Here is a 14,397-nt window from a genome sequence, read left to right on the forward strand (position 1 = left end):
GATGTTCAAAGTTGCCGTAATCGGCGCCTCGGGGCTGCTCGGGCGCGCAGTGGCCCGCGAACTCGCGGTCGAAACTGACTGGCAGGTCGTCCAGACCGCGTTCCGTCACGCAAACCCGGCGCAGATCACGCTCGACGTGCGTGACCGGCAAGCCGTCGAGGCGTTCGTCGCGCGCGAGGCGCCCGACGCCATCGTCATCGCCGCCGCCGAGCGCCGCCCCGACATCTGCGAGCACGATCCCGCCGCTGCACACGCGCTGAACGTCGACGCCGTGCGCAGCATCGCGCAGGCGGCGCGGAAACGCGGCGCATGGGTGCTGTCGATTTCGACCGATTACGTGTTCGACGGCACCACGCCGCCCTATCGCGACGACGATCCACCGAATCCGCTCAACGCGTACGGTCGCAGCAAGCTCGATGGCGAGCGCGCGCTGCTCGATGCGACGGACAACGCGCTCGTGCTGCGCCTGCCGTTGCTTTACGGGCCGGTCGTCGAGTGGAGCGAGTCTGCGGTGACGAGCCTTGTGCCCGCCGTGCTGGCGTCGGCGCAGGCGGGTGCGCCTGCGGCCGTCATGGACGCATGGGCGACGCGCTACCCCACGTTTACGCCCGATGTCGCTGTGGTGATCCGCGCGTTGCTGGCCCGGTGTGTGGACGGCAACGCGGTTCGCGGCATCGCGCAGTGGTCCGGCGACGAGCCGATGACCAAGTATGAAATCGCCCAACGGCTCGCGCGGGCACTCGGCGTCGACGCTCGGCTCGCCGCGCAGACTGCGCCCGCCGATGCGACGCCGCGTCCGCGCGACTGCCACCTCGCTTCGACCCGTCTCGAAGCGCTCGGGATCGGCAGACGCACCCCGTTCGACGCTGCAATCGGCGCGGTGCTTGGCGGCTTCGAGCGGCGCGGCAGCGAAGCGTCGCAATCAGGCGTGGCAACTGAGCGAGGCAAATAAGCGCGACAGGTCTCCCGCGTGATGGCGCGAGACGGTTTTTGATGCACGACGTAGCCGCCCGCGCATCGCGCCACATCATCGCGCCACATCATCGCACCACGCCATCGCGTCGCAACGCACGTCGATCAGTGAAAATTACGGCTCTCGGTCGCGAGCCGCCCGAGCAGGCGGCTGTGATCCTCGAGCCGTTGCGCGACAAGGTGCACCACTTCGCCCTCGCGCTGCACGACGCCCGCCACGGCCATCAGCGACGCCCCGAGCAGTTCCTTGCGCTGTGTCTCGACGAGCGCCGCGTGCACGATCACGTTGACCGAGCCGGTCTCGTCCTCCAGCGAAACAAAAATCGTCCCGTTCGCGGTCCCCGGCCGCTGCCGCACCGTGACGATGCCGCACACGCGCGCAAGCGCGCCGTGACGGCACTGCGCCAGTTGTGCCGCCGTGCGAAAGCGCTGCTTCGCGAGCCCGGGCCGCAATAGCTCCAGAGGATGCCGGTTCAGCGTGAGCCGCAAGCTCGCGTAATCGGCGACGATCTCCGCGCCCTCGGACGCGCGCGGCAACGCGAGCGGCGCCTCGGCGACGCGCGCATCGCGCAGCAGCTCAGGCACCGCGTGCTGCGCGGTCACGGCCCACCACGCTTCGCGCCGGTGCCCCGCGAGGCTCGCGAGGGCGTTCGCCGCCGCGAGCGCCTCCAGTTCGCGCCGCGTGAGCGCCGCACGCCGTGCGAGATCGTCGACATCGGCGAACGACTCACGCGCGCGCGCCGTCATCACGCGCCGCGCGGCATCCTCCGAAAATCCCTTGATAAGACGGAAACCTAGCCGCACCGCCGGGCCGCCACGGCCGTAAAAACGCGGCGGCAGTGCGATCCGCGCGCGCAGCCTGCGTGCAAAGCGGCGCACAAGGCGGCTCGCGAACCGCGGCCTGCCGCGCGGCCACGCGGCGCGCAGCCGCTCCCGGTAATCCGCCGCCCTGGCGCGGCGCGCGCAAGCCGTATCAGTATCGACATCGGTATCGATCCGCACGCCCGGTCTGTCGCGCCGCTCCAGCACGCAATCCCAGTCGCTCGACGCGATATCGGGCGGCAACACCGTCACGCCGTGGCGCCTGGCGTCCTGCACGAGTTGCGACGGCGAATAGAATCCCAGCGGAAAACTGTTCAGCAATCCTGCAAGAAATGCGGCCGGCTCATAACGTTTGATCCACGCGCTCGTGTAGACGAGCAACGCAAAGCTCGCCGCATGGCTCTCCGGAAAGCCGTAATCGCCAAAGCCCTCGATCTGCTTGCAGATGCGCTCGGCGAACTCCTGCGTGTAGCCCTTCTTCAACATCCGCTGCGTGAGATCGGCCTGATACGGGCGCAGGTCGCCGTCGCGCCGCCAGGCGGCCATCGCGCGGCGCAGCTTGTCGGCTTCCTCGCCGGTGTAGTCGGCGGCGACCATCGCCAGGTGCATCACCTGCTCCTGGAAAATCGGCACGCCCAACGTGCGCGCCAGCGCCTCGCGCAGTTCGTCCTTCGCATACTCCACCGGCTCCAGCCCCTGGCGCCGCTTCAGGTACGGATGCACCATGCCGCCCTGGATCGGCCCGGGCCGCACGATCGCAACCTGAATCACGAGGTCGTAATACGTGCGCGGACGAAGCCGCGGCAGCATGCTCTGCTGCGCGCGCGATTCGATCTGGAACACGCCGACCGTATCCGCGTGGCAGCACATCTCGTAGACCGCGGGATCTTCGGCGGGAATATCCTGCACGCGAAACGCGGGCAACCCGCGCCGCAACGCGATCAGATCCAGCGAGCGCCGGATCGCCGAGAGCATGCCGAGCGCGAGCACATCGACCTTCAGAAGCCGCAGCGCGTCGATATCGTCCTTGTCCCACTCGATCACATAGCGGTCCTTCATCGCGGCGTTCTCGATAGGCACGAGGCGCGACAGCTTGTCCTTCGCGATCACGAAGCCGCCCACGTGCTGCGACAGATGGCGTGGAAAACCGCGCAACTCGCGCGTGAGGCGAATGAGCTGCTGCGTGACGTGCGAATCCGGCGAGAAACCCGCCTCCTCCAGATGCTGCGCGATCGAATCGGCGCCGTCCCACCACTGATGCGCGCCCGAAAGCTTTTCGACGAGCGCCGTATCGAGCCCGAGCGCCTTGCCCACGTCGCGCAGCGCGCTGCGCGAACGGTAGGTGATGAGGGTTGCGGCGAGCGCGGCGCGGCGCTTGCCGTACTTGCGGTAGAGGTACTGGATCACTTCCTCGCGGCGCTGATGCTCGAAATCGACGTCGATATCGGGCGGTTCGTTGCGCGCGCGCGAGATAAAGCGCTCGACGAGCATGTTCATGCGCACGGGGTCGATCTCCGTGATCATGAGGCAATAGCAGACCACCGAATTCGCCGCGGATCCGCGCCCCTGGCACAGGATGCCCTCGCCGCGCGCGTAGCGGACGATGTCGTGAACCGTCAGGAAGTACTTCTCGTACTTCAGTGCGGCAATGAGATCGAGTTCCTTCTCGATCTGCTTGCGGCGCTTGTCCGTCATGCCGTCGGGCCAGCGCTCGGCGGCGCCGCGCATGACCAGCTTGCGCAGCCACGAAGCCGGTGTCTCGCCTGCCGGCACCAGTTCCTCGGGATACTCGTAGGCCAGCTCGGCGAGCGAGAACATGCAGCGGCGTGCGACGTCGAGTGTCGCGTCGAGTGCGTCGCGCGGATACAGCGCGCCGAGCCGCACGCGCGAGCGCAAATGCCGCTCCGCATTCGGTTCGAGCGCGCGGCCGCACGCCGCCAGCGGCTGGCCGATGCGAATCGCGCTCAAGGTGTCCTGCAGCGGCTTGCGCGAGCGTGCATGCATCAGCACGCCGCCCGCCGCCACGAGCGGCAGGCCCGTCTCCTGAGAAACGAAACGCAGCGCCTCGATCTGCGTGTCGTCGCCGCCGGTCTGCCAGAGTTCGAGCACGAGCCACGCACGCTCCGCCGCGAAACCCGAGAGCCAGTGCGCGGCGCGTAGCGTCTGTGCAAGCGTCGCCGCGCGCTGCGGCACGAGAAGCAGCACGCAGTCGCGCAGATGCAGCAGGTGCGCGAAATCCGCATCGGGATGGGTGAAGTCATCCGGGTGCACGCGGTAGTGCCCCTTGTCCGCCCGCGAGCGCGCGAGCGTGATCAGCTCGCACAGGTTGCCGTAGCCCTCGCGGTTCATCGCGAGCGCGACCAGCGTGCAGAACGGCGCACCGCCGTCTTGCTCGACGAGATTCAGCTCGCTGCCGATCAAAAGCTGCAGCGACGGTACGAACGGCTCCGGCGCCTTGTCGCCGCGCCTATGCGCTTCGCGCGCGGCTTCGTCGTGCGCCTTTCTGAGCGGCTCGTCATGCTCGTTCAGTGCGCTGAAGGCGCGCACGACGCCCGCGAGCGAGCATTCGTCGGTGATGGCGAGCGCGCGGTAACCATGACGGATCGCCTGCCCGACCAGTTCGTCCGGGCGCGACGCGCCGCGCAGGAACGTGAAATTGGTCAGGCAGTGCAGCTCCGCATAATCCGGCAAATGAGCAGGCAAATGCGCAGCTTGCGCCCTGCCCGGCTGCGAAGCTGGATAAGCCGGGGGATCAGTTGGCGGCGACGCGCGCGGCGCCTCGCCCGAACCGGACATCGACATGATCGCCGCTCAGCCGAAGAGCCCCTGCAGATACCACTGCCCGCCGATGCGCTCGCGATAGAGCCAGAACATGCGGCCCTGGTCGTCGGCGGCAACGTAGTAGTCGCGTCCGACGCCCTCGCCGTCCCACCAGCCGGTCTCGATGCGCTCGGTGCGCGTGAGCGTCTTCAGCGGCCGCCGGTAGACCGGGCGGTCGCCGCGCACGGCCAGCTTCAGCGGCTTTTCGAGCAGCCACGCCGGACGCGGCTGCGTCGGCAGCGGCATGTCGGGAAGATCGAGCACGGACTGCACCGATGCCGCCCCCTGCACCTCCTGCGCTTCCTGCGCCTGCGCCCGGCCGCGCGGCTTGCGCGAAGACGCCCGGCGCGCAGGCGCACCATCCGCACGATACGCGCGCGCCGCCATCGCATGCTCGGGCCGGTGATCGTCCTCGACGAACAGCTGCAGCACGTTCTGCTCGCCAAGCCGCGCGCCGATGCGCTCGAACAGCTGCGCGAGCGGCGCGTCCGATGTCTCGGGCATCGGGAACAGCGTGTCATTGGGCGCGGCGTATTCGCTCACCTCGGACGCGATGAGCGCCAGCCCGATCACCGGCGCGGCAAGCTCGGTCTGATTGAGCTTTTCGCGCAGAAGCCACAACAGATGCCCGGCGTCGCGCGAAGGCGATGCCCACGCGAGCGTCAAACTCGACGTGCGCGGCGCGTGCCGCGAAGCCAGTTCGTGTTCGAGCCGCAACTCGAACGCGCTCAGCGCCGCATGCTGCGCAGCGAGCCAGCCCGCCAGCTGCATCACAAGCCGGCGCGCGGCGAAGAGCAGCGCCTCGGCGCTTTCCACCCGCGCCTGCAATTCGAGTTCGGCGCGAAACGACGGCGGCGCGCTGAACGCGATACGCGGATCGGGCGCCTCGCCGCGCGCCTGCGCGAGCCAGGTCAGCACGCCGTCGCCGAAACGCCGCGCAATGCCCTCGCGCGGCAGACGCCGCAGGCCGCCAAGAGTCGCGCAGCCGATCTGCGTGAGCGCGTGATCGTGCTGCGCGGCGAATGGGGCGAGCGTGACCGGCAGCGTGTCGAGCACGCGCGCAAGCGTCGTCTCCTTGAGCACACGCCAGCGGCGCGACGTCCCCGAAGCGCGGGTGGCACGCGCCTGGGCGAGCGTCCACGCGCCCCAGGCGGTGGGCGCGCAGGCAATGCGCGCGGTGTGCCCGCAATCGGCTACCGTCGCCGCCACCTTCGCGAGCAGCGCGCGCACGCCGCCGAAAAGACGCAGCCCGGAGCCGACCTCCAGCAACAGCGTATGCGACTGCGCGAACGACACTTTCGGCGTATAGGCGAGCAGCGCAAGCGCGAGCGCTTCGAACGCACGGGTCTCGCGGGCCGGATCGGGTTCGAGCAGCACGAGCCCCGGCGCGAGCGCGAGTGCATGCGCGCGCGTGTTGTCTGCGCGCACGCCGAGCGCGAACGCATCGAGATCGGGAATCAGGATGCGTGCGTGGTCGGCCAGCGCATAGCAGCGAGCCTCCTGCGCGGTGCGTGCGCCCTGCGGCTGCGCCTCAGAGGGATGCGGAAACGGCTGGTCCGGCAGCAGCGGTGGCCTCACGGCCTCCAGCGGCAAGAGCGGCAAGGTGACGGCGATCCACAACATGATTGATCCCGGGCCGCGGCACGGCGGACGCCGGCCCGGCGAGGGGCAGCACGGCGTCCTGCAGCGGCAGCATGACGATGAGTGGCTGGGCGGGCGGCGGCCCGCGGCGTTTGAAGATATCGACGGACACGGCGCTGAGCTGCATCCACTGGCGCCGGTTGATACCGGCATCGGCGGGAGGCGGCACCGGCGTGCAGGTCATGCGTAACGGCGCGGGCGACGACTGGCTGCGCGCGGCGACCGGACGGATCAGAAACGCGAGCGCACGCGAATCCTGCGCGGCGACCTGCAGACGCCGCACCGCATCGGCGCGCACGCGCGCCTGCCAGAGCAGCACGGCGCCGATGCCGTCCTGACGCAGCGCCTGCTCGGCGACCCAGGGTGCATCGTCCTCGCCCGCGCGCACCCAGATCACATGATCGAGCGCGAGTCCCCACGCCCTGAGCGCACACGCATACGGCTGCCAGGGCGGCGCGACGAGCAGCACGTGGCGGCCGGCCGTGGCCGTCAGCGAACGCAGCGCGGGCGCGACGAGCCGCATCTCGCCGATGCCGCCCTGTTCGACCAGCAGCTCGGTCAGGCTGCCCGCAGGCCAGCCCGCGCCGGGCAGGAGCGCGTCGAGCGCAGCGTGCCCGCTCGGCACCGTGCGCCCGCTCGCGTGCGCGAGCTGATCGCCCTGCCAGATCCGGCTTTGCAACCGGGGCGGCAGATGGGCCGCCGCAAGCTGGAGTGCTGCTGCCATGAGTTCGCTCTGTCAAAGGGGCTCGGCCGCCAGGGCTCGATTGAAAAGGAATAGATCGCCCTGCCCAGGCGGAAAACGGGGCATGACGAAATCACCACGGACGCGGATTTCGCCGCGCCGTTACCTGTATATTTATACAGTATTTTTAACAATTTGGGAAAGCGGAAATGTGGCGGGAGGTAGGGGTGATGGATGCGCTCGTGCCGCGATACCTGCGCGGGTATCGCGGCATGCGTTCCGGGCCACGCGTCAAATTCCGCCTACGCTTCGGTGACTACGCATACGCTGCTGTGACTACGCATACGCTGCTGTGACTACGCATACGCCGCTGTGACTACGCATACGCTTCGACGGCCGGCTGATCCTCCGGATTCTCGAAATCCGGCTGCGCCAGTGACGATGCCTCTACCCCGAGCCTGAAGAACAGCACGTCGGACGCCATCCTCGCCGCCTGCTCCTGCAGCGACTGGGCCGCCGCCGCGGCCTCCTCCACCAGTGCGGCGTTCTGCTGGGTGACATCGTCGATCAGGTTGATCGCCTGATGCGCTTGCTGGATGCCCTTGCTCTGCTCGTCGGAAGCCACCGAGATTTCTTCCACGATATCGGACACGCGGCCAATCGCCTGGATCACCTTGTCCATCGTCGAGCCGACGTCGCCCGCCTGCTGGGCGCCTTGCTGCACCTTGCCGGAAGACACTTCGATCAGCGCCTTGATCTCCCTGGCTGCCGCCGACACGCGTTGCGCCAGCGCACGCACTTCCGTGGCGACTACCGCAAAACCGCGCCCCTGCTCCCCTGCGCGCGCGGCTTCAACAGCCGCATTGAGCGCGAGGATATTGGTCTGGAAGGCAATGCCCTCGATCATCCCGGTGATCTCCCCCACTTTGGCGGAGTCCGCGCTGATCTCCTGCATCGTCGCCACCATCGTGCCCACCGCCGAGCTTCCCGCATCGGTCAGCGCGCGCGCGTTGGCTGCGAGCGAATTGGCCTGGCGGGCGTTGTCGGCGTTCTGCTTCACGGTTTCGGTCAGCTCAGTCATGCTCGCGGCCGTCTGCTCAAGCGATGCAGCCTGCTCTTCCGTGCGCGCAGAGAGGTCCTGGTTGCCCGCCGCGATCTGCTCCGATGCAACCGTCACCGATTCGCTGCTGTCGCGAATCTCCCGGATGGTGGTGGCCAGCCGCTCGCTCATGGCCTTCATGGCTTCGAGCAACTGCCCGAACTCGCCCGTCGCGTCCACGACGATCTCGGTGTCGAGCCGGCCTTGTGCAATGTCACTGGCGATACTCACCGTCTTGCGCAACGGCCGCGTAATGGATCGGGTCAGATAAAGCGCCGCGCCGACCGAATAAAGCGCGCCGACCAGCAGCAGCGCAGCGGAAATCCACCTCAATCGCGATGCCTTGGTCGCGCCGTCGACATCGGTCTGTCTCGCCAGGTCCGCGTTGAGTTGCACGTCCTGCTTGAGCAGAGCGGTCACGCTGTCGCCGATGGGGAGAACGCTGCCCACCTGCCAGGCGAGCGCGCCGTCGAAGTCGCCCTGCCCGGCAAGCGTCAGTTCCTTCTCGACTGCTGTCTGAAACTGTGCGATCTGGCCATCGATCCTGTCTGCCAGCACGCGCGCTTCGCTATTCGCTACGCCGCCCGGGTAGTAGCCTTTCCAGTCCTCTTGGGTTTGTACCAGGGAATGGCGAATCGCCGGGATGAACGACTTGTCCTTCTGCGCGACCATGCGCCAGAGCCCAAGACGCGAATTGAGCGTATCGGTCTGGGTCGCGCTCAGATAGCCGGTCGGAATGACGATGCTGCTATAGGTGCCGTGTAACGCATCGCTTAAGGCTGAAATGCCGCTTACGACGAATCCGCCGATTATCAGCGTACCCACCGTGCTCACCGCAATGACAAGAATGATCCTGGATTTAACCGTCGAAAAAAGCTGTTTCATCGGAGACTCCGTAACCAGATCTGATTTTATGGAAGAGGAATATCTTCAGGTGCCGCTTACCCTAATCAGATCGCATTTTTATTTTTCAGCTGCCCGAATCCGCCATCACGCGTTCCGGCGCAACCGTCTTGATCTTTCCGACATACTTATCGCGGCAACTCGACCGGCAGATGCATACGGTTTTTCCGATCGGCGCACGATTTATCCGTAATTCTGCGAAAAATACGCCATGGCGGAACGTCGCCAATTGTCGCGAGCGCACCGGCAATCCCAGCAGCGGCTGCCGCCAATGGATGCCTTCCGTTCCACGCAGGAAGACAGAGAACCTGCGACCGGGCAACCTCCACACCAACCACGAATATGGAATTAGCAAAGCGAATATCGGCATCCGGCATTCGTGCTCACGCCATAATCCATTTAATTGCCAATATATGAAAGCCAAAGCAAGAGCAAACCCGCGAGCAAACGTTTCACTCATCAGACGGCTGACTTTCATCAATTGAAACTCCGGCATGCCCTGCACTTTGGCGTGAGCCATCCCGCACGCCGTAAAACGTTTGCTCATCCGCAGAGACGGCACAGTTTATTCGCATATTAGCTTCGCGATTTTAAATGGCAGCGAATGATAACCAGGTTGCTGTTTACATCGCGAACCACGTCGTGACGCACGCCGCGCATATCGGGATAGCATTGCGCGGCGAGCCTTGCACGCTTGCTCACATCGTGAGCCGCCGGGTGCCGCGCGATCGGAATCAATCGAAAAAAACCCGGACGGCCACTAGAATTTGCAACAGCCATAAAACGGTGCCCCACACAGGCATGAACGTCGCTATACTCGCGCTTAGCGGTCACAAATCCATGGCTCGGAAAAGCGCGCGATCTGCGCGGGTTCCGGCGCCAGTCAGCTGACCGTACCACGCTATAATCAGCACACCATCACGAATGTCCGCGTTATCCATGAAGGGAAAAATCGCCGACGGCGAGGCCCGCGAACGATTGATCATGTGGATTCGCCGCCGCATGGCCGAGTTTGGCATTACACCCCAGGCCCTCGCTGAATCGCTCCAGTATGACCGGGACCACCCGCCGCTTTACCGCGATGCGCGTGGAAACGAATGGAACGGAAAGGGCGCGATGCCGCACTGGTTGAGTGCCGCGCGCAATGCAGGCGTCAATCCAGATTTCTTCCGTATCGACCCTGCACCGCAGGGGTCGGCCTCCGACAGCAGCAACGAGCCCAAACAGCCCGATCTGTTCGGATAACACCTGAGACAGACCGCGCTCATAGGCGTCGTTCCCGATCCGCCCGTAAAGGGCGCTGCCCCTTTTCTGCTGCGACTGGCAGGATTGCTGCCGCCCGACTGGTACGAATCCGCGTACGTCTGTTGCGCGCGCAAACTTATTCCATCACGTGCCGAATAAACATTTGAAACGGGGAATAACGTGCGCCGCGCACGCTTGCGTCATCGGCGGCGCCGCGACGAGAAACGCGGACTTCCGTCTACCGCACAGGCATGCTCTGGCTGCACGCTAATAGCGTAGCCACCCATGCTCCACGCGCCGAAAATGCCGTTGACCGGGTTATCAAGATCACAGGTGATTTGCTTCACCGACTCGACGCATTCCGATTTGCGAAGTCGCTGTGGATCATCTTTCTAATTGCGCCCCATATTTACATATTCGCTTATGTAGTTATGCAAAAGCCGCAATATGGCGAGTCACGGAAAGGAACGAGCCCAAAAGGCGCGCCGGTAGAAACGGAACAACCGGTACGGACGCAATGGTGCGGGTGCGAAAGCCGGTGAAAACCGTGCTGGCGGACAAACGAGGGGATGGTCGGGGTGACAGGATTCGAACCTGTGGTCTTCCGCTCCCAAAGCGGACGCGTTACCGGACTACGCTACACCCCGACGAGGGTGCAAAAACGGGTGCAAAAACGAAGGAGCTTTCGGAATGGCCGTGCATCCCGGGATTGCCTTATTGGACCATAGCGGACCATAACGGCACGCGATAAAAGCGATCCCCAGGCAGATGCGCGGCGAGACCGCGCTTCGCTCCAACGAATCGAAGATTGTATCGGCTAGAACCCAAAACCGTCAAATCGGGCCACCTCGCCTTGCTGCGGACATACGAGGCATGCAACATGCGAAGACCCGCGGGTCCGCCGCTGCACACCACCGCACACAACAAGGAGCCGTCGATGCATCTCATCCTCTGGCGCCACGCCGAAGCTGAAGACGTGGCCGCGAGCGACCTGGCCCGCCAGCTCACCGCACGTGGCCGCAAGCAGTCGCAAAGCGTCGCGAAATGGCTGCACGCACGTCTGCCCGATGACGCGCTCATTCTCGCCAGCCCCGCCGCCCGCACCATCCAGACCGTCGAAGCACTCACGGATCAGTACCGTGTGGTGCGCGAGCTCGCCCCCAACGCGAGCGTCGACGACGTCCTTACGGCCGTCGGCTGGCCGGAAGGCCTCGCGCCGACCGTCGTGGTCGTCGGCCACCAGCCTACGCTCGGCGAAGTCGCCGCACAGCTCCTCTCCGGCGGTCAGGATCCGCACAGCTGGGCGCTCAAGAAGGGTGCGCTCGTGTGGATTGCCTCGCGCGAGCGCAACGGCAACGAGCACGCAGTCCTGCACGCCGCCATCACGCCCGAACTGGCCTGATCCCGCTTCCGACGGGCGTGCGCGCGCGTGGACTCAGGCCACGCCGCCCGGCATCCCCCGCTTCGCCCCAACGTCCACCTTTCAGTGCGTCACCGAATCGTCATCGCCTTGCCACGTAGTCGTAACCAGGTGTTACTACATTGGCCGGAAAAGTTACATCACTTCCGACGAGGACGCACTATGCGAGATCTGCCGACGCCCGTTCTGCCGCTCGCCTCGACACTGTTCGAGTCGAACCGGCGTCTGCCGCGCGCCGAAGAAACGGTTACTGCGCAGCACCGCCTGCAGGTGGCGTGGGCGCGCAGCGACGAAGAACTGCGCGAAGCCCAGCGCCTGCGCTACCGCGTGTTCGCCGAAGAAATGGGCGCGCGCCTCATGGGCCCGACCGGCCTCGACGTCGACGTGTTCGACGGCTACTGCGACCATCTGCTCGTGCGCGATCTCGACACCCTGAAAGTTGTCGGCACCTATCGCGTGCTGCCGCCGCACGAAGCCGTGCGCATCGGCCGCCTCTACGCCGAGAGTGAATTCGATGTTTCGCGCCTCGCGCATCTACGCCCGAAAATGGTCGAAGTGGGCCGCTCGTGCGTGCATCCCGACTTTCGCAGCGGCTCGGTGATTATGTCGCTGTGGGGCGGGCTCGGTGCGTACATGAACCATAACGGCTACGAAACCATGCTCGGCTGCGCGAGCGTTTCCATGGCCGACGGCGGCCACTACGCCGCGAATCTCTACACATCGCTCGGCGCGAATGCGCTCACCGCGCCCGAATATCGCGCGTTCCCGCACACACCGCTGCCCGTCGACGAACTGCGCACCGGCGCGTCCGCTGTGCCGCCGCCGCTCGTCAAGGGTTATCTGCGTCTCGGCGCGAAGATCTGCGGCGCACCGGCCTGGGATCCCGATTTCAACACCGCCGATTTCCTCACGCTGTTTCGTCTCTCCGATATCAACGAGCGCTATGCGCGCCACTTCCTCGGCGACGCCGCCAGCCGCTAAAAGACGCTAAAACACGCGGTAAGGCATGCAACAAGAACGCCCGGCACAAGCCGGGCGTTCTTTATCGCGCGTCGCAATGACGCGCAATGGCCCCTCAATCGTCCCTCAGTCGTCCGTATACACCACGCGATACGGGATGCCGAGCTTGCCCCACTCGGCCGATTCCTGAACGAGGTTGTAGTCGGTCAGCGGATTATTCTGGACCCACGCGTTGGGCAGGCGCACCTCGAAGCCGTTGCGCTCCTGCGTGATCGAGATCACGGGCAGCCCCACGTCGGCGCGGCGGCGGCTAAGCAGCGTCGCAAGTCGCAGGCAGAACAGCAGCGTCCACTCGACGTCGCGCGTCTGCGAGAGCTTGCCGAGCTTGCCCACGTGCCCGAGCACGAGCGCGGCGAGCCGCGCCTGGTCGGTGCGCGAGAAGCCCGGCATGTCGGCGTTGCTGGCGATATAGGCCGAATGCTTGTGATACGCGCTATGTGAGATCGAAAGCCCGATCTCGTGCAGCGACGCCGCCCAGCCGAGGAACATGCGGCTTTCTTCACGCCGCTCTTCGTCGGTTTCGCCAAGCTGGTCGTAGAACGACACAGCCAGTTCGCCGATACGCCCCGCCTGCATGCGGTCGACGCCATAGCGGCGCATAAAGCCCTCGACGGTGAGCGTACGCATATCCTCGTGCTGCGAACGCCCGAGCAGGTCGTAGAGGACGCCGAGACGCAGCGCGGCGTCGGTGGTGTCGGCGTAGTCGATGCCCAGTTCGTCGAACACCGCGATCATGATCGAGAGGCCGCCCGCGAGCACCGGAATGCGGTCGGGCTTGAGTGCAATGAGCTTCAGGCGGTTCACGTTCTCCGCCTTGATGAGCGCGCGCTTGAGCCGCTCGAGGCCGCCGCGCGAAATGCCGTGCGTAATGCCCGGATCGTTGAAGCCATTGGCCTCGACGAGTTCCGCGAGCGCGCGCGCCGTGCCCGAGGAGCCGATCGCCTGCTCCCAGCCGGTTTCGCGGTAATCGGAGGAAATAATCTGGATTTCGCGCGTCGCCGCAAGTTCGGCCTGGCGCATCGTGTATTCGTCGACGTTGCCCGCGGGGAAGAACTGACGGCTGTGGCTCACGCAGCCGATATAGAGGCTTTCCATGCGGATCGGCGTGTAGTGCGAGCCGATGATGAATTCCGTCGAGCCGCCGCCGATATCGACGACGAGCCGCTTGCCCGCGCTCGCCGGCACCGAATGCGCGGCGCCCGCGTAGATGAGACGCGCTTCTTCGCGGCCCGCGATCACTTCGATCGGAAAACCGAGCGCCGCTTCAGCCTCACCGAGAAATTCGCCGGCATTCTTCGCGACGCGCAGCGTATTGGTCGCCACGGCGCGCACGTGATCGGGATGGAAATCGCGCAGGCGTTCGCCGAAACGCTTGAGCGCGTCCCAGCCTCGCACCTGCGAGGCGCGGTCGAGCATTTTCTCCTTCGACAGGCCGGCTGCGAGACGGACCGTCTCGCGCAGCGCATCGACCGGATAGATCTGACTGCCCGCTTCGGTTTCTTCAACGCGGCCGACGATCAGACGAAAGCTGTTCGAACCGAGATCGACGGCGGCGAGCAGATGGGGATTGTTGAGCATCGAGGGGGGTGGCTCCATGCGTGCAAGTACGGCTACCCTGATCGGGGCCGCGCTGTTCAAATATGCCATTTTAAGCGTACCCGCTTTCACGATGTCGCTCCTCACTCGCATGAGTCGGAACCATCGGGCATCATTACGAAACGACTTGTCTTTTTCGTGAACTTGCAGCGTAGAATTTATGACACATCAAACGTC

At 65.5% G+C, this 14,397-nt stretch carries 10 protein-coding genes and 1 tRNA gene; 4 read left to right on the forward strand and 7 right to left on the reverse strand.

All coding sequences use genetic code 11. The features are described 5' to 3' along the window. The first annotated feature begins 1 nt into the window (after nucleotide 1). The gene (locus Q0L30_RS20875; RefSeq protein WP_296660586.1) at nucleotides 2-952 is read left to right on the forward strand and encodes an SDR family oxidoreductase; all 951 of its coding nucleotides are present in this window, start codon (nucleotides 2-4) and stop codon (nucleotides 950-952) included. Between the two features lie 125 nt (nucleotides 953-1,077). Here Q0L30_RS20875 and Q0L30_RS20880 read toward each other — a convergent pair whose 3' ends face one another. The 5 genes from Q0L30_RS20880 to Q0L30_RS20900 all read right to left on the reverse strand — a co-directional run bounded on the left by Q0L30_RS20880 (nucleotide 1,078) and on the right by Q0L30_RS20900 (nucleotide 9,459). Continuing rightward, a complete protein-coding gene (locus Q0L30_RS20880; protein WP_296660589.1) occupies nucleotides 1,078-4,596 on the reverse strand; it encodes an error-prone DNA polymerase in 3,519 nt (1,172 codons plus the stop codon). Between the two features lie 9 nt (nucleotides 4,597-4,605). Beyond that, complete coding sequence (locus Q0L30_RS20885; protein ID WP_296660592.1) at nucleotides 4,606-6,237, reverse strand: DNA polymerase Y family protein; 1,632 nt, start codon at nucleotides 6,235-6,237, stop codon at nucleotides 4,606-4,608. Continuing rightward, entirely contained in the window at nucleotides 6,146-6,979 is an 834-nt protein-coding gene (gene imuA, locus Q0L30_RS20890) for a translesion DNA synthesis-associated protein ImuA (protein WP_296660594.1), read from the reverse strand. The genes Q0L30_RS20885 and imuA overlap by 92 nt, the downstream gene beginning before the upstream one ends. Nucleotides 6,980-7,313: 334 nt before the next feature. Then, nucleotides 7,314-8,921: a methyl-accepting chemotaxis protein gene (locus tag Q0L30_RS20895; protein WP_296660597.1), complete on the reverse strand. Its 1,608-nt coding sequence runs from the start codon at nucleotides 8,919-8,921 to the stop codon at nucleotides 7,314-7,316. An 85-nt stretch (nucleotides 8,922-9,006) separates the two neighbouring features. Then, nucleotides 9,007-9,459: a hypothetical protein gene (locus Q0L30_RS20900; RefSeq protein ID WP_296660600.1), complete on the reverse strand. Its 453-nt coding sequence runs from the start codon at nucleotides 9,457-9,459 to the stop codon at nucleotides 9,007-9,009. Nucleotides 9,460-9,878: 419 nt separating this feature from the next. On the opposite strand from Q0L30_RS20900, the gene Q0L30_RS20905 reads away from it, so the two are divergent. Further along, nucleotides 9,879-10,184: an H-NS family nucleoid-associated regulatory protein gene (locus tag Q0L30_RS20905; protein ID WP_367277848.1), complete on the forward strand. Its 306-nt coding sequence runs from the start codon at nucleotides 9,879-9,881 to the stop codon at nucleotides 10,182-10,184. A 570-nt stretch (nucleotides 10,185-10,754) separates the two neighbouring features. On the opposite strand, the gene Q0L30_RS20910 is transcribed toward Q0L30_RS20905, so the two are convergent. Continuing rightward, a tRNA-Pro gene (locus Q0L30_RS20910) sits at nucleotides 10,755-10,831 on the reverse strand. Nucleotides 10,832-11,121: 290 nt separating this feature from the next. Between Q0L30_RS20910 and sixA the strand changes: the two genes are divergently transcribed. Further along, nucleotides 11,122-11,586, forward strand: coding sequence for a phosphohistidine phosphatase SixA (gene sixA / locus Q0L30_RS20915; RefSeq protein WP_296660601.1), 465 nt, complete (start codon nucleotides 11,122-11,124; stop codon nucleotides 11,584-11,586). Nucleotides 11,587-11,766: 180 nt separating this feature from the next. Next, a complete protein-coding gene (locus Q0L30_RS20920; RefSeq protein ID WP_296660604.1) occupies nucleotides 11,767-12,585 on the forward strand; it encodes a GNAT family N-acyltransferase in 819 nt (272 codons plus the stop codon). A gap of 105 nt (nucleotides 12,586-12,690) precedes the next feature. On the opposite strand, the gene ppx is transcribed toward Q0L30_RS20920, so the two are convergent. Continuing rightward, complete coding sequence (gene ppx / locus Q0L30_RS20925) at nucleotides 12,691-14,271, reverse strand: exopolyphosphatase (RefSeq protein ID WP_296660607.1); 1,581 nt, start codon at nucleotides 14,269-14,271, stop codon at nucleotides 12,691-12,693. Nucleotides 14,272-14,397 lie beyond the last annotated feature (126 nt).

It is taken from the genome of Paraburkholderia sp. (assembly GCF_024281035.1).
Lineage (GTDB): Bacteria > Pseudomonadota > Gammaproteobacteria > Burkholderiales > Burkholderiaceae > Paraburkholderia.